The following is an 18719-nucleotide window of genomic DNA, read 5'->3' on the forward strand; positions in this document are numbered from 1 at the left end:
GCCATTAATGTCCGTTGTCATCGAAAAACCTTCGCAGCTTGTGAGCGCCATTGCCGACGCATTGCGCATCGCCATTCCCGGCGTGAAGGTCGGCAGCCATCAAGACTTCGACAACACCATCGATTCGACCTGGGTGCTGATTGCAATCGATCACGATGCGCCGGGCAACCGCGCCAATAACGGACGCATCGCCCATGTCCTGACGGTTTCGTTGCAAGTTGTGTTGCCGACGCCTGGGCCTGAAGTGTGCGACCTGGTTAGCGAGTTGAAAAACCTCGTCACCGACAATCGCTGGAAACTGCCGGCCGATCAATGCGACCTGCCGCAGAACATCGATGGCCTTCCGACCACATCCCTCAGCGGTACACGGGAATACAACGCCTGGACCGTTTCATTCACCCAGACGCTGTACCTCGGGCCATTGCTGCTGGAAGACCCTACGGGCATCCCGAAATACGCCCGCACCTGGGAAGTGTCGAACATCGACGACCCGGATCAATACATTGCACTCGAGGACTAGCCCATGTTTGACGCGCTGTTACGCATGCAACTGGGCCCGATCATCGAGCGCTTGGCGCAGATGGAGACTGAGCTTGAAGACCTGTATCGACGCGCCGACAATTTTTGTCGGATCGGCGTGTGTCAGGAAGTCGATGCGGCCAGCAATACCTGCAAGGTCCGCCACGGTGAATTGCTGAGCCCGGCCATCCGCTTTTTCAACCCGAGTGCCGGGGCTCAGAGCGAGTCGCGGATCCCCTCCGTCGGCGAGCAATGCCTGTTGCTGAATCACGGTGGCGGCGAGGGCGGTGGGCAGTCGGTCGCGCTGTTCGGCCTTAACGGCGACCGGTTTCCCCCGGCCTCGACACTGGCGTCGCTGACCCGTCGTCTCTATCAGGACGGCACGGAAAGCGGTTACGACGATGTCAGCCATGTCCTGCACTGGAACAACGGCCCGGCGGCATTCACCGGTTCTCGTGAATCGCTCGAATTGAGCATCGGCCCGGCGCGACTGGCGATGACGCCCCAGGCAATCACCTTGCAACTAGGCGCGGTCGGTTTGCTGATCGACGCTGCCGGCGTGCACCTGAGCGGCCCGGTGGTGGATCACCAGGGGCGTGTCATCAGCCCCAAATAAAGGGTTTCCCATGATCGGAATCGATAGAAACACCGGCGCCACCGTCGACGACTGGCTGCAGTTTGTGCAGCGCGCCACCCGGGCGCTGACCACGCCGTTGGGCACCCGTCAGAAGCGCCCTCTGTATGGCAGCGCACTCCCGGAGTTGCTGGGCCAGAACCTCGGCGACGACGTGTTGATCCTGGCCCAGAGCCATGCCGCGCAAGCGTTTTACAACAAGCAGAACGGTATCGACGATTTTGAGCCGCAAGTCATTGTGGCCAGCCGGCAGGGCGCGGGGTTGTTGCTGCGCTTCGCCGGCACCTGGAAAAACCGTCAACAGACCTTCGAGGTGGTGACATGAGTATGTTGATCCCCGGCCAGAACCAGTTGGCCGAGCCGGCCATCGTCACCGTCGAAGCGTTTGAGGACCTGCTCGCAGAGTTTAAGACGTTCGTCGTTGAATACGTCGGCGCTCGCTCTCCCGAGAGTGCGGCGAAGCTGAAAGTCAGTCTGGAAAATGAAAGTGAACTGCTGACCCTTGCCCTCGAGGCTTTTTGTGTACGGCTGCAAACCCACGAACGCAAATACAACGCCCGCATCAAGCAGATGCTGGCGTGGTGGGCCACCGGCAGTAACCTCGATGCACGCCTGGCGGACATGGGCCTTGAACGTCAATTGCTGGACCCGGGCGACCCGGCGGCGTTCCCGCCGATCCCTCCGGTTTTTGAAAGCGACGATGACGCCCGGTTGCGTTATTACCTGGCGCCCCATGCCCCGGCAGCGGGTTCGCGAATGCAGTATCGCCGGGAGGTGTTCACCTTGGGTGAACGCCCAGCGGTGAAGGTAGAAACTGCGGCGGCGGGTGTAGTGACGGTCACTTACACCTTCGACCCGGACGGCTTTGCCGCGCAGGTCAAGGATGGCAACGGGCGCCGTACCGCGCCTGGAGAAGTGATGGTCACGGTGCTGGCCCGAGAGGGCGATGGCACACCGTCCGCCGCATTGCTCGACGGTGTTCGCCAACATTTCGCCCGGCCTGATGTACGCCCCGAAACCGACCTGGTCACCGTGCAGGGCGCGCAAATCAAAAACTACAAAATCCGGGTGGTGGCGAAGATCAACGCCGGTCCCGATTCGGGGCTGACCAAGGTCGCCGCGCAACAGCAATTGCAGGCCTATGCCGATTCTTGTCATCGCCTGGAAGGGCGGGTGGACCCGAGCTGGATCGACTACACGCTGCACAGCGCCGGCGCGGTGCAACTGCAAATCCTTGAACCGCTGGCGCCAATTGTTACGACGGCGTTCCAGGCCCCGTATTGCACGGGTGTCGAGGTTGAGGTGGACACGTTATGAGTGACGACACTCCTCGTCCGAGTCTGTTGCCGGCCAACAGTTCGCCACTGGAGCGGGCGCTTGATATTGGTTTCGGCAAATTGCTTGAGCGCATTACGCCGCCGTTTCCGGAGTTGATGAACCCCGCCGAAACACCGTTGGCGTTCCTGCCGTACCTCGGCGCGGATCGCGGTGTCAGCGAGTGGAGTTCCGAAGCGCCTGAAGCTGAGAAGCGCTTGACGGTCGAACTCGCTTGGCCCACCGCACGGCAGGCCGGCACTCGAAAGGCGCTGGAAAACGCCGCCAAAGGTTTGCGGCTCCAACCCGATGTGCGTGCCTGGTACGAGCAAACGCCTCCGGGCGCGCCTTACAGCTTTTCCGTCAGGGCTTTTACCGAACAGCCTTACAGCGAAGAAATCGATGCGCGCCTTGATCGACGCCTGGCGGACGCCAAAAGTGAGCGCGACACCTTAAAGGTCTCCGTCGGCCTGAGTGCCTTCGGCAATCACGTCATCGGCGCCGCCACCCTATGCGGCGAGCTGACCACGGTTTATCCGATTGTCATCGAAGGGCTCGAAGCCTCGGGCCAGGTCTTCATGGCCGCCGGGCTCTACGCCGTCGAAACCTCCACTATTTATCCACAGGGGTCCTAAATGGCCGACTATTACACCCTGCTTACCAACGCGGGGATCGCCTACGAAACTGCCTGCAAAGCGGCGGGCCTGCCGATCAAGTTGTCACAGATTTCCGTCGGCGACGGCGGTGGCGCGGTTTACAACCCGGCGGCAACCGACACGGCGCTCAAGCGCGAAGTCTGGCGCGGCCCGCTCAATGCACTGTTCCAGGATGAGAAAAACCCGAGCTGGTTGCTCGCTGAAGTGACCATCCCGCCGGACGTGGGCGGCTGGTATGTGCGCGAGGCCGGGATCTGGACCGATACCGGGATTTTGTACGCCATCGTCAAATACCCGGAGTCGTTCAAACCGGTTCTGGCCACGTCGGGGTCGGGGAAAGAGTTTTACATTCGCTCGATTTTCGAAACCAGCAATGCGTCCTTGGTGACGTTGCTGATTGACGACACCGTGGTGAAAGCGACCCGTGCGTGGGTGACTTCCTATGTCGCTGACGAACTCGCCAAACTCGACAGCAAGCAATCGGTGCGCGTGGCGACAACCGCCAGCATCACGTTGGCCGGGCCTCAAACAATTGATGGCGTAGCCGTTGTTGCGGGTGATCGGGTTCTGGTTAAAAACCAGACGGCCGCGAAAGATAACGGCATCTATGTTGCCGCAGTCGCGGCCTGGGTGCGGGCGAAAGACGCGGATGTCAGTGCAGACGTGACGTCGGGACTGATCGTCTCCGTGGAGCAGGGGGCAACGCTGGCCGATACCCGCTGGCAGTTGATCACTGATGTAGCGATTGTCCTGGGAACCACGGCGTTGACGTTCCAGAACGTGACGCAAGGTTTTGCGCCGCTCAATGCGCCGGCGCTGATCAGCCCGACGGCGAATACGCCAGCGCAGTTCGATAAATCGCAACTGCTGGTCAATTCGGCGTTTCTGAAACGTGCGGGAGTTGAGTACGGGGATTACACCAATTACTTGGCGTCTGCGGCGTTGACCCTCGCGGACATTGGTAAATGGGCTGCCTTTTCTACTGCTGGCGCGGCGGTCGCTACCTTGCCGGTCGGAAGTGGCGTTATTCCAGGTGGTGCCACTGTTTCCATTCTTTCTTCGATGGGGACTGTCAGGATCACGGCAGGGGCGGGAGAACTGATTGATGCGGTTAACGCTCCGGGTGATATCTCGATTGCTCAGGGTGACACTGCCGAGTTTATTCGCGTTGGTAACTTGTGGCGGTTAATCGGTGGGTCGGCGTTGCTGAAATATGCCGGTGTCATGTCTGGGTCTAACTGGACGACGCCTCCCCGGTTTGATAACACCAAGAAGCTTGCAACTACCGATTGGGTGAAAGCCAAAGGGTTTGAGCTGAGTGGGTTTTATATGTTCACTGCCCCATTAATCGGTATCGCGGCGCATGTTGGCAGCATGGTTCATTGTTACGGTGAAGGTCCGGTTTCCTACAGCCTTCCTGACTCGGTGGCGAATGGTATTCCCGTAGGCGGCACTATTCGTTTGCAGAACTGGTCGATGGTCAACCTGATCCTGTCCACTCAAGGCGTGGACAAAATGCAGGAAAGCCTGACTGTATTGAGCACATCTGTGAGCCGCAGCATTCCCCCGGACACCTACGTAGACATCACTTTCATTGGCAATGGCAACTGGTTGTTACTGGGTACGGGCGTTGTTGCCAAGACTTTACCGTTTGGTGCACTGATGTCACCGAACGGCTACCAGAAACTCCCCTCCGGTTTGATCATTCAGTGGATGACGGCGCTATTTCCAAAAGCTGCGCTAAGCACACCTTTCAACTTGCCGACTGCGTTTCTGAATGCAAATTTCGGCTGCGTCGTTTCGATGACAGACAGCACTATTTACGGCTCCACCGGCTCTCCTTTTGTAGCGGGTATGGCCAACGGATTGGGTCAGGTCGTTGTGCAGTCAAACTACACCGCGAGCCAATCGGCAGTTCGCGTAATTGCGTTCGGGATGTAAGGGGGAATCAGATGATTTACAGCAGTAAGACAACCGGTTTTTTTCACGATTCTGATTTGGGCGGCGAGCTTCCAGCGGATGCTTTCGAAATATCACCCGAGCTGCACGCCGAGCTGTTGAACGGTCAATCGCAGCTGATCAAAATCAATTTTGATACGGTCCCACCCTCACTGATTGAGCGTCCGCCGATGCCTCCTGAGCAATTGGCTGACTTCGAGCGTGCCTGGCGTGACGGGCAGTTGGCGAAAACCGATGGCATCGTGGCGCGTCAGCGCGACGAACTGGAGGATGGCGGTGCAACCACGCTCACCGCCGAGCAATATGCCGAGCTGCAAGTCTACCGGCGCAAGCTGCGCGACTGGCCGCAAGAGGCCGAGTTTCCTTTGGTGGATCACCGCCCCGTTGCACCCGCCTGGCTGTCTGGCCAGCTCCAATAAACGCCCCGCACCGCCGGGGCGTTTTCTTATCCGCTACATCCCAACACCACCCGAAAGCCCCAATCGAATGGGGCTTTTTAGTCTCTGGAGAAACCCAAATGGCAGAACGCCAAACCTACACCGTCCTTGTCCCGTTCCCTGTCGGGCGTGGTCACTGGTCGACCGCTGGCCAGGAACTCAACCTGCTCGACGTCGAAGCCAATGCATTGCTCAGCGCCGGTCGCCTGGAACTGAAAACATCCACCCAGGCCCAACAGGCCGCTGCCAAGAAGGCTGAATAACCATGGCTGAGGTTTTGAACTTCGAGCACAACGGCATTACCGTCAATGCCACTGAATCCCCCGAGGCCATGGGTGGCCTGGGTGACAACGTCATTGGCCTGGTCGGCACCGCGCCGAAAGCCGATCCGCTGATTCCGCGTAACTCCCCGTTCCGCATCAACAGCTTCACCACTCAGGCACTGCTCGATCCGACCGGCGCCGAGTCGGGCACGCTGTACCACGCGGTGTACCAGATCCTCAAAGTGGTGAAGGTGCCGATCTACGTGGTCATCGTCGAAGAGGGCACCGCCCCGGCGGACACCATCAACAACGTGATCGGCGGCATTGAGCCGGTGACCGGTCGCAAACTCGGCCTGACCGCGCTGGGCGGTGTGCCGGAAGACCTGACCATCATTGGTGCGCCAGGCTTCACCGGTACCAAAGCGGTGGCGAGCGAATTCGCTTCGTTCGGTAAACGCATCAAGGCCCGCGTAGTGCTCGACGGCAAGGATGCCGCGGTCGCTGATCAAGTGACTTACAGCCAGGAATTGGGCGGCGCGGACCTCGGTTTCGACCGTTGCCTGGTCGTGCATAACATGCCGGCCGTTTACTCCAAAGCGGCGAAGAAAAACGTGTTCCTCGCACCTTCCAGCCTGGCTATCGCCGCACTGGCCAAGGTCAAGCAATGGGAAAGCCCGGGCAACCAGGTGACCTACGCCGAAGACGTGTCGCGGGTGGTGGAATACAACATCCTCGACACCTCCACCGAAGGCGATCTGCTCAACCGTTACGGCATCAGCTATTACGCTCGCACCGTCCTCGGCGGCTTCTCGCTGCTGGGTAACCGCTCCGTCACCGGCAAGTTCATTAGCTACGTCGGCCTCGAAGATGCCATCAGCCGCAAACTGGTGAAAGCCGGCCAGAAAGCCATGGCCAAAAACCTGACCAAGTCGTTTATGGATCAGGAGGTCAAGCGCATTAACGACTGGCTGCAAACCCTGGTCGCCGACGAAACCATCCCGGGTGGCAGCGTGTACCTGCACCCGGAATTGAACAGCGTCGAGAAATACAAGAACGGCACCTGGTTCATCGTCATCGACTACGGCCGCTACGCGCCGAACGAACACATGGTTTACCAACTCAACGCCCGCGATGAAATCATCGAGCAGTTCCTGGAGGATGTTCTCTAATGTTTACCAACCGTGTAAGACAGGCCATCGCGGCCACCCTGCAAGGCCTGCCGTTGTCGGCGACTGTTGAAGATTTCACCGCGCCGAAGATCGAATTCGACATGGAAGAGATGCGCGGCGGGCGCTTTATCGGCGAGGAGATGGCCAAGAGCGGCAAGGTGCTCAATGCCACGCTGACCCTGCAAGGCGCCGGCCCGGAAATCATGCTGGCGCTCGGTGTGGCGCTGGGCGACGACATTCTGCTGAACGTGCGTGAAGCCGGCCAGGATCAGGACGGCAACACCTGGTTCACCTACCACACCGTGGGCGGCAAGCTGAAATCCCTTGAAGAGGCCAAGTTGAAGATGGGCGACAAACCCACCACCACGCTCATCCTGTCCTGCCGCACCTACAACCGTCTCGAAAACGGCATCCCGGTGATCGACATCGATGTGCGCACCCAGAAGTTCATGCTCAATGGCGTCGACATCCTCGGTGACGCCCGCCGCGCCGTGTTGCTGCCGTAAACCCGATCCCTGTGGGAGCGAGCTTGCTCGCGATGGGGCCGGCAGATTCAACACTTGTGTTGCCTGACCCACCGCCATCGCGAGCAAGCTCGCTCCCACAAAGGGCTTTGCAATCCCTTTGATCTGCATTCTCCAATCGGCATTTACGCAACACCTCCCCATGATCCACCAAGGAATTCATTTCATGTCCTGGACGCCTCCTGTTCACGTCTTGCTGTCGCCGATCACCGCCGACACTCAGGCGCAGATCGAGCAGATTCAGCTCAAACCCTTGTTCTACGCCGCGCAGAAAGAGGCCTTGGCCCATGCCGGTGATGATGAGGACGATCAGTTTTTCGAACTGGCGAAATTGGCCACCGGGCTGTCGGTCAAGGAACTCGACCAACTCAAACGCCCGGACTACGTGAGCATCGCCCAGTACGTGCACGAAATGTCGACCCGCCCGGCTTCTTACTTTCTGGAACAGGAAGGGCAGGGAGATCCATCGGCAGAACCCGACCAAGTACAACTGCTGCAACCGCTCAACCCCGGGGGCCGCAGCATGACTGCGCTGACCCTGGAAATGCCGGTGCTGCGCGCCACCAAGGCGATGAAGAAACTGAAAACTGCCAAGGAACGCGCTGAGTTCATCACCGCCCATTGCACCGGGTTGATGATCCCCGATCTGGACCTGCTGACCGTGCCCGACTGGACACAGCTTCAGGTACGCATCGACGATTTTTTAAACAAACCGGCGGACTTCTTTCGGAGCGCGACATCGAAGTAATCCTCGATGTGGTGCCGCTCATTTACCCGGTAAGTGAAGCGGAAATTCTGGAATGGGACGCCGGCAAGGCATTGCGCCGCTACGACATCGCGATCACTCGCCTTGGCGTGAAACAGGAGTAGAGCGGGATGGCGGACGATAGATATTCGCTCAAATACGCAGCCCTTGACGACAGTGGGCTGGCGTTCGGTAGTACCAGCATGGCCTCGGCCGGCACGGGCGTATTGTCAGCACAAGGCATGGGCTCGTCCGCCAGGGATCTTCTGTCTGGCCTCGGCTTGGCGCTGGAAAATGTCGGGCTCAAGCTCGGTCTGTTGACGACGGCGATTGAGTCGCTGAATTTGAAAATTTCGTCGCAACGTTTGTTGTCCCAAACGATGGGAGCTGGCGCCAAGAGTGAGCCGGCCAACGAAAAGAGTGCGGGCAAGCCCGGTAACCGTATAGAACCGCCGGACCTGCTCAAACCCGCGATAGAGATGGATTCGGCCATGGCCGATCTGAAGCAGGCAGCCCAATTGACGCCGCGCCAAAGCGCGGAAATGGTGCAGTCAACCCAGCACATCGCCAGCGCTCCGCTGGTGGCGGCCGGGGGGACTAAAGCGGTTGATCTGGTGAAGATTGAAAGCCTGGCGGCCACGGCGGGGATCGCCAGTGATCTGCCCAACGCGTCGGACCGACAGTTTGAACTGCTGCGCTTCGCCAGTGACGCTGGCGTCGCCGCGTCGGCGTTCAAAATGCCGGCTCTGGATGTCGCCGAGATGATGGCCGCCTGGCGCACGTCGATGAAGCTCAGCGGCCCTCAGGCTTTTGATCTGGCGGACGCAACCAACCATTTGGGCAAGATACCCGGTGGTGCAAAAGCGGCTGATATCGGTGCGGTTTTGCAGCGTGACGGTGTCGCCGCTACCACAGCAGGGTTGATGCCTGCCCAAGCTGCTGCGCTGACGGCGGCATTGCTGAACACGGGCACGCAAAAGTCCGACGCCGGCGCTGCGCTCAATAGCATCACGACCGCCATGGCCAAGGGTGATCAGGTTTCTGCAAGCGAGCGAGTGGCCTGGCAACAGTTGAAGCTTGATCCCGTGGAGGTGGCTGGTCTTTTACGCCAGCAGGACAAGGCGCCGGGCGCGGTCATGTCGGTGCTTGCAGCGTTAAACGCACAGCCTGCCGAAAATCGCTCAAGGCTGGCCACCACATTGTTTGCCAACGGGGACGAAGCGGCGGTGCGCATGTCGCGCAATCTGCCTGACGTCAGCCAAGCCTTCTGGCAGGTGTCCGACAACCGCCAGTACGCCACGTCGCAGTTAGGTGACAAGGGCTCGGTGAAGCAAGACGCGCTTGTACAGTCCAGGACCCAACAGGGTCAGTGGAATGTCTTGAATGCGCGCAACGATCGTCTGTCGCTGGCCTCCGGGAATGCGCTGCTACCCATGGCTGACAGCGCGCTGGGTGCTGCCGGTTCGGTGACTGACAGACTGAGCGAATTGGCCGAAACCCATCCGAAAACCACGGCGGCTGTTGTCATTGTCATGGCAGCTATCAAGCCGTTGGTGAGTACGCTGTTCAAATCCATTGCGGATGAGGTGAGCAGCCAGGCAGCCAAGGGGGTGCTGGGTAAGGTGGCACCTCGGCTTCCCGGCCGTTTGGGAGAATTGATCTCCGAAGACTTCAGAAAAACCGGTGGCACGCCCAAACCGGATCTCAAGCTCGCGAACGCCGCCATGGCAGATGTAGAGCTCGGTCCTATGCGAGGGCTGAGCGGTTCCTTGAGCCCCGTGAAGCGCTTGATTCCTTTGGCGACCGCGTTAAGTGTTGCCCCCATGGTGGTCGAAGGCGTGATGAACGGCGATGCCCGGATGGTCGGCGCTGGTTTGGGCACCGCTGGCGGCGCCTGGGCGGGTGTTGAAGCGGGGGCGGTCATGGGTGGCACGGCGGGTGCCTTTCTCGGTCCGTTCGGCGCCGCCTTTGGCGGGCTGGCCGGTGCGGCCGTTGGCGGATTGGCAGGCAGTTGGATCGGTCAGGAAATGGGGGCCCGGTTGGGCGAAAAACTCAGTGCGCCTGCCGACAGGCTCCTTCCTCCGGATCAGGCCGCTAAAGACCTGACCAACGCCCAAACCAACAATCAGCAAAACACGGTGAACGCCAACATCTACATCAACGGCCTCGATTCACCCAATACCACCGAATTGGCCAACCTGGTCGTGCAACACCTTTCCAACCAGTTCGCAATGATGACAACGACCAATCAACTCGCCGTGCGACGTGACACGGCCCTGACCGATGGGGTGGCTTGATGAGGCAGCAAATGGCACTCGGTACGTTCATTTTTGGCTTGTCGAGCAACTTTGCCTACGACGGTCTGGTGCGCAAGTCGGACGGTGGCTGGGTGAAGGTGGATATTTTGACCAGCAAGCCCAAATCCAGCCAGACCGGTCAAGGCCTGCAAACCCTGACGATCACTGGCAAGGCAATGTACGCGGTGGCCATGGATCGGCTCGACGAATTGCGTGCCTTGCAGGCGCTGCGGATACCGCTGCCGTTGGTCGATGGCATTGGGCGCAACTGGGGTTTGTGGCGCATCGATGATGTGTTGGAAACCCAAAGCTGCGTGATTGATGACGGCACGGCGATGTTGATCACTTGGTCGATTACCTTGGGGGAATACGTCAATGCGTAAGGTACGAACCATCGCCGGTGACTCGGTGAATCTGTTGCTCTATCGCGAAACCGAGCGCTGTGACGACGGGGCTGAAGAAGCGCTGTGGCGCCTCAATCCGACACTGGCCGAGCAAGGCCCTGTACTGCCAGCAGGCGTCTGGGTGGTGCTGCCGGAACTTGAAACCAGGCCCGCAGCGAAAACGCCGGCAACGGCTTGGGATTAAGGAGGCTGCATGGCAATCGGGTTTACGCCAGCGATAAAAATCTACGGGGCCAACGCGACCCTGATCAATCAGCGTCTGATCAGTTGGGAGCATATCGATACCGCCGGTATTGAGTCCGATCAACTGACGTTGGTGCTCGATCTGGAAGGTCTTGAAGGGCTGCCGAGCCTGGGTGGCAAAATCGGTTTGTGCGTGGGTTATCTGGAATCCGGGCTGGTGGATAAAGGCCAGTTTGTGGTGGCCCGGCGTACGCCGACACTGTTTCCGTTTCGCGTGTCGCTGGTAGCGACCGCCGCACCGTTCAGTGCGGCGGACGAGAGCGGATTTCAACAGCGCCGTTCGGCCAGTCATGGTCCGACGACCCTCGGGGCACTGTTTCGCCAACTGACGGCCAAATACGGTTTTTCGCCGAGGGTGGATCCGTCAGTGTCACTGATAAAGATCGCGCATATCGACCAGTCGAATGAAACCGACATGGGCTTCATTTCACGCTTGGCGACCAAGTATGGCGCCATCGCCAAACCCTTTAATGAGCTGTATGTGCTAGCGCGGCCGGGCCAGCTCAAATCGTTGTCGGGCAAGGTATTGGCGGACGTAAGACTGTCGGTTACGCACAACAATCGCCCCGGCGACCATGCGTTCATCACCGCGACCCTTGATGATTCCGCCAAGGCCAAAACCCAGGGCTGCCAGATCAGTTGGTGGGACGCTGCAGCCGGTTTGCTGCAGATGGTTGAAACCGGGCTCGCGCCGTTCAAGACCCTGCGCCTGAATTGTCAGAACGCAGAGGAAGCGCAAGCGATTGGCGAAGGTGAAGTGCGCAAAATGGGCCGTGAAAAACTCAAGGTGAAAATCAGCTGCCCGGGCAATCCAGACTTCTCGGCTGAAGGGCTGGTCCTGCTGGACGACACATGGCCGGACTTTATGCGTGGGCGCTGGTCGATCGACAAAGTCACCGCCAGCGGCGACCGCACCAGCAGCTATCGCTGCATGATCGACGCGACGTGCATCGATCCCGGCGCTGAAGCCATCCTCTGATCAAACCCCACACCCATTCACAGAACCCTGTGGGAGCGAGCCTGCTCGCGAAGACGGCAGCACATTCACCATCGATGTCGCCTGACCCACCGCTTTCGCGAGCAAGCCCGCTCCCACAGTTGGCTCAGTGTTCGACACAGCACTTACGCACAACCGAAATTCCCCTGTGGGAGCGAGCCTGCTCGCGAAGACGCCAGCACATTCACCATCAATGCCGCCTGACCCACCGCCTTCGCGAGCAAGCTCGCTCCCACAGTTGGCTCAGTGTTCTGCACAGCACTCGCGCACAACCGAAATTCCCCTGTGGGAGCGAGCCTGCTCGCGAAGACGCCAGCACATTCACCAACAATGCTGCCTGACCCACCGCTTTCGCGAGCAGGCTCGCTCCCACAGTTGGCTCAGTGTTCGACACAGCACTTACGCACAACCGAAATTCCCCTGTGGGAGCGAGCCTGCTCGCGAAGACGCCAGCACATTCACCAACAATGCTGCCTGACCCACCGCTTTCGCGAGCAGGCTCGCTCCCACAGGTTTCGACCGCACCTTTCATACAGATGGAGCGCCCTCATGAAGATCACTCCGATCCTCACGCAACTGCGTGCCCAATGCCCAACCCTTGCCAATCGCATCGCGGCGGGTATCGACCTCGCCACGCTGCAAGCCAACACCCCACTTACCACGCCATGCGCCTACATCGTGCCTCTCGCCGATGTCGCCAGCAAAAGCCTCGCGCAGAACCTGGCGCTGCAACCCATCCGCGACAGCTTCGAAGTGACCCTGGTGCTCGACACCACGGACGCGACAAAAGCGCTGGATCTTTTGCATGACCTGCGCGCCGAGCTGTGGCGCGCTCTGGTGGGTTTCAAGCCTGGGGCTGATTACGACGCCATCGAATACGACGGCGGTGAATTGCTTTCCATCAACGCCAGTCGCGCGTTGTATCGCCTGCGCTTTTTTGCCGAATTCCAGCTCGGCCGCAACCTGCCAAACCAACCGGCAGAGAGTTGGCACGAGCGTGAACTGGACGGTTTGTCGTCCTTTGCCGGGGTCACTGTGCGGGTCGATGCCATCGATCCGGCGGACCCCAATCTGAAACGCCCAGGCCCCGACGGGCGCCTGGAAATGACTTTCTCTGGAGATGTAACCCCATGAGCAAACGCATCACCGTGCTGCCGGCCCCAGGCCGTGTCGTGCCGGACCCGGGAGCGGGCGATCTGTTGCCCCTCGAGGGCCGTGAAGTGCCGGACAACGCCTGGTGGCGTCGACGTCTGGCCGATGGCGATATCACTACCAAAGCCGTGAAAGCGGCCAAACCACAGGGAGCCAAATAATGGCGATCGGATTCAGCAACATCCCCGCGGACATTCGTGTTCCGCTGTTCTACGCCGAGATGGACAATTCGGCCGCCAATAGCGCGTCGTCGGCCATGCGCCGCTTGATCGTCGCCCAGGTCAACGACAACATCGCCCCGACCGACGTCGGCAAACTGGTGCTGGTGTCCAGCGTTGCGCTGGCCAAAAGCATTGGCGGCCAAGGTTCGATGTTGGCCTCGATGTATGAAACCTGGCGCAAGACTGACCCGATCGGCGAGATCTGGTGCCTGCCGCTGCACAACACCACGGGCAGCATCGCCAAAGGTGTGGTGACCCTGACCGGCACCGCGACCCAAAGCGGTGTGCTCAACCTGTACGTCGGCGGCGTTCGCGTTCAAGCGTCCATCGTCAGCGGTTTCACAGCGGCCCAAGCGGCCACTGCACTGGCGCTGAAAATCAATGCGTCGGCCGACTTGCCGGTGTCCGCTGCGGCGGCCGAAGGCGTCGTGACCCTGAGTGCCAAATGGACCGGCGACAGCGGTAACGACATCAGCCTGCAATTCAATCGCCTGGGCAAGAGCAACGGCGAAGAAACCCCGGCGGGCCTGACCTCTGCTGTTACTGCCATGACCGGCGGCGTCGGTGTACCGGATCAAGTGGCTGCCGTCGCGGCACTGGGCGATGAACCGTTCGAGTTCATCTGCATGCCGTTCTCGGACCTGAGCACCCTCAACACCTGGCAAGCCGTCATGGATGACAGCACCGGTCGTTGGTCCTGGGCCAAGCAATTGTTCGGTCACGTCTACAGTGCCAAGCGCGGCACCATCGGCACCTTGGTCGCTGCGGGCCAGGCGCGCAACGATCAGCACATGACCATTCAGGCGCTGGAACCGGGCGTTCCACAACCGTTCTGGGTCCAGGCCGCTGCACTGGCCGCGCGCACGTCGGTGTTCATCTCCGCCGACGCCAGCCGCCCGACCCAAAGTGGCAGCCTGCCAGGTCTCGACCCGGCGCCGGCCAGTGAGCGCTTCACCCTGACCGAGCGTCAGTCGCTGCTCAACTACGGCATCGCCACCGCGTACTACGAAGGCGGCTACGTGCGCATTCAACGTTCGATCACCACCTACCAGAAGAACGCGTACGGCCAGGCTGACAACTCCTACCTGGACAGCGAAACCATGCACCAGTCGGCGTTCATCGTGCGCCGTCTGCAAAGCGTGATCACCAGCAAATACGGGCGCCACAAACTGGCCTCCGACGGCACCCGTTTCGGCGCCGGCCAGCCAATCGTCACCCCGAGCACCATTCGCGGTGAGCTGATTGCGCAGTACGCCAAGCTCGAACTGGAAGGCCACGTGGAAAACGCCGAGCTGTTCGCCGAGCACCTGATTGTCGAGCGCGACGTGCAGGACCCGAGCCGGGTCAACGTGCTGTTCCCGCCGGATTACATCAATGGCCTGCGCGTGTTTGCACTGCTCAACCAATTCCGCCTGCAGTACGACGACGCGGCTTGATCGCTGCGTTTGATTGCGTGATTTCAGCCCACCTCGCGTGGGCTTTTTATTTGAAGGGAGAAACACCATGGGTCAACTGATTGCGGGCACCTGCTACGTCAAAGTGGACGGCGCTCAACTGACCATCAATGGCGGCTGCGAAGCACCACTGATGTCCACCAAACGTGAAACCGTCGTGCCGGGTTTCTACAAGGAAACCGACATCGCACCGTCGTTCAAAGTGACGGCGCTGCACACCCCGGACTTCCCGCTCAAGCAGCTGGTAGCAGGCGTCGACATGACCGTCACCTGCGAATTCAGCAACGGCAAAGTCTACGTGCTGGCCGGCGCCTACCTCGTCGATGAACCGGCGTCCAAGGGCGACGACGCCTCGATCTCGCTGGTGTTCAACGGCGTGAAAGGGACCTGGCAATGAGCGGCGCCGTGAAGCTTCAAGTTGCGATCGAAGCCCACGGCGAGCCCCTGACCGAACTCAACCTGCGCCGTCCGACGGTGCAGGAAGTGCGGGCGATCAAGGCGCTGCCGTACAAGATCGACAAGAGCGAAGAAGTCAGCCTGGACATGGACGTCGCGGCCAAATACATCGCGGTCTGCGCCGGCATTCCACCGTCGTCGGTCAACCAGTTGGACCTGGCTGACCTCAACGCGCTGAGCTGGGCCGTCGCGAGTTTTTTCATGAGTGCGGCGTCGGAGCCATCACCGACCTGATCGCAGTCGCCTATGACCTGGCCTGGTTCTGGAAGGTTGACCCCGAACAGATGATGGCCAGGCCACTGGATGTGCTCCGGGAATCCCTGGAGCACGCGCAACGGATCAATGCGATGCAGCAGGTGCAGTGATGGCAGACACAGAAACGGTAAAAAAATCGGTGTTGTTGACCGGTATCGATGAACTGTCCCCCAAGCTGGCCGGCCTTGTTTCAAAGGTCGACAGCTTCAAGAAAAATCTGGAACAGGCCGGCCTTGGCAAGCTGGATATCAGCGGCTTGTTCAAGGGCGGTAGCGTGATCACGCCGTTCGTGGACGGGATCAAGGCGTCCGATGCGTTCAAGGGAAAATTGGCCGAGGTCGGTGAAGCGACCAAGGCTGTGGACCTGCCGAGCGCACCCGCCAGCGCCACGCAAACCATGAACGTCTTCAGCCAGTCGATGGGCACGGTATCCGCCGCTATCGATGCCGCGTTAATGCCGGCAGTTGCGTCCCTGGTGGTGGGGTTGGAGCCGGTGCTGAGCAGCGTGGGAACACTGCTGAGCGAAAACCCGAAACTGGTTGAAGGACTGGCGGCCGGTGCCGTCGCGTTCTCGGCAATTCAAACCGCCGTGAGCGGGGCGACCCAGGTGTTCGATCTGATGAGCACGGTGATGAAGACCAACCCGATCATACTGATCGCCATGGGCATCGCGGTGGCCGCCGGGTTGATCGTCGCCAACTGGAAACCGATCTCGACGTTCTTTGCCGGGCTCTGGCAAAAGATTGCGCCAGTGGTGATGCCGATGGTCGAGTTCTTCAAGACCATGTTCAGCTTCACGCCCCTCGGACAGTTGATCAGTAACTGGGGCCCCGTCACCGCATTCTTCGCGTCGTTGTGGCGAGGTATCCAGGCTGTGGCGGGGCCTGCGTTCGAACTGTTAAAAACCCTGTTTTCCTGGACGCCTCAAGGGCTGATCCTCAGTAACTGGGGGCCAATCAGCTCGATAGTGGCAACGATTTTCGGGCGGATGAAAGACAACGCAACCGAGTTTTTCGGCTTCCTCAAGGCGTGTTTCGACTGGACGCCCCAAGGCATGATCCTGAACAACTGGGGGCCGGTCACCGGGCTGTTTGCGGCCATCTGGGATTTGTTGGTGGCGCTGGCCGTGCCGGTGAAAGACATGCTTCGCAGCGTGTTCAACGACTACGTGCCGATGGACCGGATTACCGAACTCTGGGGCAAGGTGCCTGATTTCTTCGGTGGGATGGTGGAGAGCATCGACGTGGCCATGCGGCTCCTGGCGACCATCTTCGGCATCCCGTTCGTGGGCTCACCCCTGGATGCGTTCAATCTGCAGTGGGCGCCGTTGACCAAGGGTATCAGTGATTGGGTGGACAAGATTCAAGCGCTCATGGCGCCGATCAAAGACATGTTCGGTGGCAGCTTCGGCGGCTTTATCACCCTCATCACTGGCAAGATCGAAGGCTTGACCGAGGCCCAGAAGAAAACCAATGCCGAAGGCAAAGGCGAACTGGCACCGGCGTTTTTTGGCGCCGGCACCGAGCCGACGTCGGATGCAGCGTTGGTGCCCGGCAACCTGGCGCAAAAACCGTCGTTGCCGACCGGTTCCCTGACGCAAAACTCCAGCGCGCTGATCCAGCAAACCGCCGCCAACAACCGCACGCAACTCGAAGGCGGCCTGACCGTGCGTTTCGACAACGCACCGGCCGGTCTGCGCACCGATCAACCGCAAACCAATCAACCGGGGCTGGCGCTCAATTCGCGCATCGGCTATCGCTCACTTTCGCTTGGAGGTTCCAATGAGCTGGCGTGACCGTTTATTGCCGGCGTCCTTTCGAGGTGTCGGTTTCTGGGTCGAACAGGCAAAAACCCCGGTCGGCAAAAAGGGCCAGTTGCACGAGTATCCCCAGCGGGACCTGCCGTTTTTCGAGAACCTTGGCCAACAGGCGAAGATCCACGATCTGACGGCATTCATCGTCGGCCCGGATTGCCTGGAGCAGCGCGACAAGCTGCTCCAGGCGTTGGAGCAGGGTAGCGGCGAACTGGTGCATCCGTGGCTGGGACGCTTGCAGGTCAAGGTCGGTGAATGCGACATGACCCACACCCGCCAGGACGGCGGGTTGGTGACGTTTGCGCTGAAGTTTTACCCCGACGAACCACTGCCGTTCCCGACGGCCACGGTCAGCACGCAGAAGCTGCTACTGGTCTCGGCTGACAGCCTGTTGGGGTCGGCGGTCGCGCGTTTTGAAGACGCGATGACCTTGATCAAAGCGGCGCGGATCGGCATTGCCGACCTGCGCAACAGCATCAAGGACATTTACGGGGTGATTCAGAGTCAGCTGCAACCACTGATCGATCAGTACCGGCAGATCAGTCAACTGGTCAAAGCCGTCAAGGAATTGCCCAAGGAAGTGGCGGCCGAATTCAAGGGATTGATCGGCGACATCAAGGAACTCAAGGACTTTGCCCGTGACGGTTATCGTGGCGTGATTGCCAACGTTTCCCAGCAGGTCGAAGCGATCCGCAAGGCTGATGCGCCGAAGATCACCACCGGCAAGGACACCACGGCTGCCGCCCAGGCCCTGGCCAATCTGGTGCAAGACACGTTGCTGGTGCAGGCGGCCCAATGGGTCGCCTCGATGCCGGTGGCGTCAAAAGTGGTCAAGTTGAGTTCCACGCCATCCCTGGCGCAACAGGCCGTGCAACCGGTCCAGCGCCAGGCAGTGCCGGTGGCCGATGATGTGCTGGCATTGCGCGCGGCCCTCGATGAGGCGATCCAGCAAGCGTCGAACAAGGCTGATCCGGCGCACTACCAGGCGATGACGGACCTGCGCCATAAGCTCAATGCGCATCTGACGGCCGTTGCGTCGTCGGGTGTCAGGCTGGTCAGCAAGTCGTTTCAGGACAGTTTTCCAGCGCTGGTGGTCGCCTATAAGCAGCTGGGCGATGCGACGCGGGTGCAGGAAGTGATTCAGCGCAACGGCATTGTCCATCCGGGTTTCCTCCCACCGAACGATCTGAAAATCTCCGGGGAGTAA

General features: G+C 60.0%; 22 protein-coding genes. All 22 read left to right on the plus strand.

From position 1 onward, the window contains the following. Nucleotides 1-7 precede the first annotated feature (7 nt). The 22 genes from BK667_RS06200 to BK667_RS06315 all read left to right on the plus strand — a co-directional run bounded on the left by BK667_RS06200 (nt 8) and on the right by BK667_RS06315 (nt 18719). Entirely contained in the window at nt 8-520 is a 513-nt protein-coding gene (locus BK667_RS06200) for a hypothetical protein (protein WP_123597078.1), read from the plus strand. Nucleotides 521-523: 3 nt separating this feature from the next. After that, nucleotides 524-1135 (plus strand): phage baseplate assembly protein V, encoded by a 612-nt coding sequence (locus BK667_RS06205; protein WP_123597079.1) that lies wholly within the window; start codon nt 524-526, stop codon nt 1133-1135. 10 nt (nt 1136-1145) lie between these two features. After that, nucleotides 1146-1478, plus strand: coding sequence for a phage baseplate protein (locus tag BK667_RS06210; protein WP_123597080.1), 333 nt, complete (start codon nt 1146-1148; stop codon nt 1476-1478). Next, nucleotides 1475-2470 carry a baseplate J/gp47 family protein gene (locus tag BK667_RS06215; RefSeq protein ID WP_123597081.1) on the plus strand — a complete coding sequence of 332 codons (996 nt, stop codon included), beginning with the start codon at nt 1475-1477 and terminating at the stop codon, nt 2468-2470. Before BK667_RS06210 ends, BK667_RS06215 begins: the two co-directional genes overlap by 4 nt. Beyond that, entirely contained in the window at nt 2467-3102 is a 636-nt protein-coding gene (locus BK667_RS06220) for a phage tail protein I (RefSeq protein ID WP_123597082.1), read from the plus strand. The genes BK667_RS06215 and BK667_RS06220 overlap by 4 nt, the downstream gene beginning before the upstream one ends. Beyond that, on the plus strand, nt 3103-5064 hold the full coding sequence (locus BK667_RS06225; protein ID WP_123597083.1) for a phage tail protein: 1962 nt from the start codon (nt 3103-3105) through the stop codon (nt 5062-5064). Nucleotides 5065-5075: 11 nt separating this feature from the next. Then, nucleotides 5076-5501: a phage tail assembly chaperone gene (locus BK667_RS06230; protein ID WP_123597084.1), complete on the plus strand. Its 426-nt coding sequence runs from the start codon at nt 5076-5078 to the stop codon at nt 5499-5501. Nucleotides 5502-5599: 98 nt separating this feature from the next. Beyond that, nucleotides 5600-5782 (plus strand): hypothetical protein, encoded by a 183-nt coding sequence (locus BK667_RS06235; RefSeq protein WP_123597085.1) that lies wholly within the window; start codon nt 5600-5602, stop codon nt 5780-5782. Nucleotides 5783-5784: 2 nt separating this feature from the next. Further along, the gene (locus BK667_RS06240; protein WP_123597086.1) at nt 5785-6951 is read left to right on the plus strand and encodes a phage tail sheath protein; all 1167 of its coding nucleotides are present in this window, start codon (nt 5785-5787) and stop codon (nt 6949-6951) included. Beyond that, nucleotides 6951-7457, plus strand: a complete 507-nt coding sequence (locus tag BK667_RS06245) for a phage major tail tube protein (RefSeq protein WP_123511949.1) — start codon at nt 6951-6953, stop codon at nt 7455-7457. The genes BK667_RS06240 and BK667_RS06245 overlap by 1 nt, the downstream gene beginning before the upstream one ends. Before the next feature lie 184 nt (nt 7458-7641). After that, on the plus strand, nt 7642-8223 hold the full coding sequence (locus BK667_RS06250; protein ID WP_123597087.1) for a phage tail assembly protein: 582 nt from the start codon (nt 7642-7644) through the stop codon (nt 8221-8223). Between the two features lie 128 nt (nt 8224-8351). Beyond that, a complete protein-coding gene (locus tag BK667_RS33805) occupies nt 8352-10517 on the plus strand; it encodes a phage tail tape measure protein (protein WP_123597088.1) in 2166 nt (721 codons plus the stop codon). Continuing rightward, a complete protein-coding gene (locus BK667_RS06260; RefSeq protein ID WP_123511955.1) occupies nt 10517-10900 on the plus strand; it encodes a phage tail protein in 384 nt (127 codons plus the stop codon). Before BK667_RS33805 ends, BK667_RS06260 begins: the two co-directional genes overlap by 1 nt. Next, a complete protein-coding gene (locus BK667_RS06265; protein WP_123511957.1) occupies nt 10893-11105 on the plus strand; it encodes a tail protein X in 213 nt (70 codons plus the stop codon). Before BK667_RS06260 ends, BK667_RS06265 begins: the two co-directional genes overlap by 8 nt. Nucleotides 11106-11114: 9 nt before the next feature. Then, nucleotides 11115-12143 carry a phage late control D family tail protein gene (locus BK667_RS06270; RefSeq protein ID WP_123597089.1) on the plus strand — a complete coding sequence of 343 codons (1029 nt, stop codon included), beginning with the start codon at nt 11115-11117 and terminating at the stop codon, nt 12141-12143. 567 nt (nt 12144-12710) lie between these two features. Next, a complete protein-coding gene (locus tag BK667_RS06285; RefSeq protein WP_123597090.1) occupies nt 12711-13295 on the plus strand; it encodes a phage tail terminator protein in 585 nt (194 codons plus the stop codon). Further along, nucleotides 13292-13474, plus strand: a complete 183-nt coding sequence (locus BK667_RS06290) for a DUF2635 domain-containing protein (RefSeq protein WP_123597091.1) — start codon at nt 13292-13294, stop codon at nt 13472-13474. The genes BK667_RS06285 and BK667_RS06290 overlap by 4 nt, the downstream gene beginning before the upstream one ends. Further along, nucleotides 13474-14970: a phage tail sheath subtilisin-like domain-containing protein gene (locus BK667_RS06295; protein ID WP_123597092.1), complete on the plus strand. Its 1497-nt coding sequence runs from the start codon at nt 13474-13476 to the stop codon at nt 14968-14970. Before BK667_RS06290 ends, BK667_RS06295 begins: the two co-directional genes overlap by 1 nt. Before the next feature lie 67 nt (nt 14971-15037). Next, nucleotides 15038-15385 (plus strand): phage tail tube protein, encoded by a 348-nt coding sequence (locus tag BK667_RS06300; protein ID WP_123511965.1) that lies wholly within the window; start codon nt 15038-15040, stop codon nt 15383-15385. Beyond that, the gene (locus BK667_RS06305) at nt 15382-15678 is read left to right on the plus strand and encodes a phage tail assembly protein (RefSeq protein ID WP_054047093.1); all 297 of its coding nucleotides are present in this window, start codon (nt 15382-15384) and stop codon (nt 15676-15678) included. Before BK667_RS06300 ends, BK667_RS06305 begins: the two co-directional genes overlap by 4 nt. 130 nt (nt 15679-15808) lie before the next feature. Continuing rightward, nucleotides 15809-17494 (plus strand): phage tail tape measure protein, encoded by a 1686-nt coding sequence (locus BK667_RS06310; RefSeq protein ID WP_123597093.1) that lies wholly within the window; start codon nt 15809-15811, stop codon nt 17492-17494. Next, the gene (locus tag BK667_RS06315) at nt 17481-18719 is read left to right on the plus strand and encodes a DNA circularization protein (protein WP_123511969.1); all 1239 of its coding nucleotides are present in this window, start codon (nt 17481-17483) and stop codon (nt 18717-18719) included. The genes BK667_RS06310 and BK667_RS06315 overlap by 14 nt, the downstream gene beginning before the upstream one ends.

The sequence above is a fragment of the Pseudomonas frederiksbergensis genome (assembly GCF_003732705.1).
GTDB lineage: Bacteria > Pseudomonadota > Gammaproteobacteria > Pseudomonadales > Pseudomonadaceae > Aquipseudomonas > Aquipseudomonas frederiksbergensis_F.

Excerpts from the sequence above, each read along its gene's own strand:
- BK667_RS06270 (WP_123597089.1), top strand. The coding sequence starts at position 11,115 with ATGGCAATCGGGTTTACGCCAGCGATAAAAATCTACGGGGCCAACGCG.
- BK667_RS06205 (WP_123597079.1), top strand. The coding sequence starts at position 524 with ATGTTTGACGCGCTGTTACGCATGCAACTGGGCCCGATCATCGAGCGC.
- BK667_RS33805 (WP_123597088.1), top strand. The coding sequence starts at position 8,352 with ATGGCGGACGATAGATATTCGCTCAAATACGCAGCCCTTGACGACAGT.
- BK667_RS06225 (WP_123597083.1), top strand. The coding sequence starts at position 3,103 with ATGGCCGACTATTACACCCTGCTTACCAACGCGGGGATCGCCTACGAA.
- BK667_RS06265 (WP_123511957.1), top strand. The coding sequence starts at position 10,893 with ATGCGTAAGGTACGAACCATCGCCGGTGACTCGGTGAATCTGTTGCTC.
- BK667_RS06210 (WP_123597080.1), top strand. The coding sequence starts at position 1,146 with ATGATCGGAATCGATAGAAACACCGGCGCCACCGTCGACGACTGGCTG.
- BK667_RS06235 (WP_123597085.1), top strand. The coding sequence starts at position 5,600 with ATGGCAGAACGCCAAACCTACACCGTCCTTGTCCCGTTCCCTGTCGGG.
- BK667_RS06305 (WP_054047093.1), top strand. The coding sequence starts at position 15,382 with ATGAGCGGCGCCGTGAAGCTTCAAGTTGCGATCGAAGCCCACGGCGAG.
- BK667_RS06240 (WP_123597086.1), top strand. The coding sequence starts at position 5,785 with ATGGCTGAGGTTTTGAACTTCGAGCACAACGGCATTACCGTCAATGCC.
- BK667_RS06245 (WP_123511949.1), top strand. The coding sequence starts at position 6,951 with ATGTTTACCAACCGTGTAAGACAGGCCATCGCGGCCACCCTGCAAGGC.
- BK667_RS06260 (WP_123511955.1), top strand. The coding sequence starts at position 10,517 with ATGAGGCAGCAAATGGCACTCGGTACGTTCATTTTTGGCTTGTCGAGC.
- BK667_RS06200 (WP_123597078.1), top strand. The coding sequence starts at position 8 with ATGTCCGTTGTCATCGAAAAACCTTCGCAGCTTGTGAGCGCCATTGCC.
- BK667_RS06295 (WP_123597092.1), top strand. The coding sequence starts at position 13,474 with ATGGCGATCGGATTCAGCAACATCCCCGCGGACATTCGTGTTCCGCTG.
- BK667_RS06300 (WP_123511965.1), top strand. The coding sequence starts at position 15,038 with ATGGGTCAACTGATTGCGGGCACCTGCTACGTCAAAGTGGACGGCGCT.
- BK667_RS06220 (WP_123597082.1), top strand. The coding sequence starts at position 2,467 with ATGAGTGACGACACTCCTCGTCCGAGTCTGTTGCCGGCCAACAGTTCG.
- BK667_RS06315 (WP_123511969.1), top strand. The coding sequence starts at position 17,481 with ATGAGCTGGCGTGACCGTTTATTGCCGGCGTCCTTTCGAGGTGTCGGT.
- BK667_RS06310 (WP_123597093.1), top strand. The coding sequence starts at position 15,809 with ATGGCAGACACAGAAACGGTAAAAAAATCGGTGTTGTTGACCGGTATC.
- BK667_RS06215 (WP_123597081.1), top strand. The coding sequence starts at position 1,475 with ATGAGTATGTTGATCCCCGGCCAGAACCAGTTGGCCGAGCCGGCCATC.
- BK667_RS06230 (WP_123597084.1), top strand. The coding sequence starts at position 5,076 with ATGATTTACAGCAGTAAGACAACCGGTTTTTTTCACGATTCTGATTTG.
- BK667_RS06250 (WP_123597087.1), top strand. The coding sequence starts at position 7,642 with ATGTCCTGGACGCCTCCTGTTCACGTCTTGCTGTCGCCGATCACCGCC.
- BK667_RS06285 (WP_123597090.1), top strand. The coding sequence starts at position 12,711 with ATGAAGATCACTCCGATCCTCACGCAACTGCGTGCCCAATGCCCAACC.
- BK667_RS06290 (WP_123597091.1), top strand. The coding sequence starts at position 13,292 with ATGAGCAAACGCATCACCGTGCTGCCGGCCCCAGGCCGTGTCGTGCCG.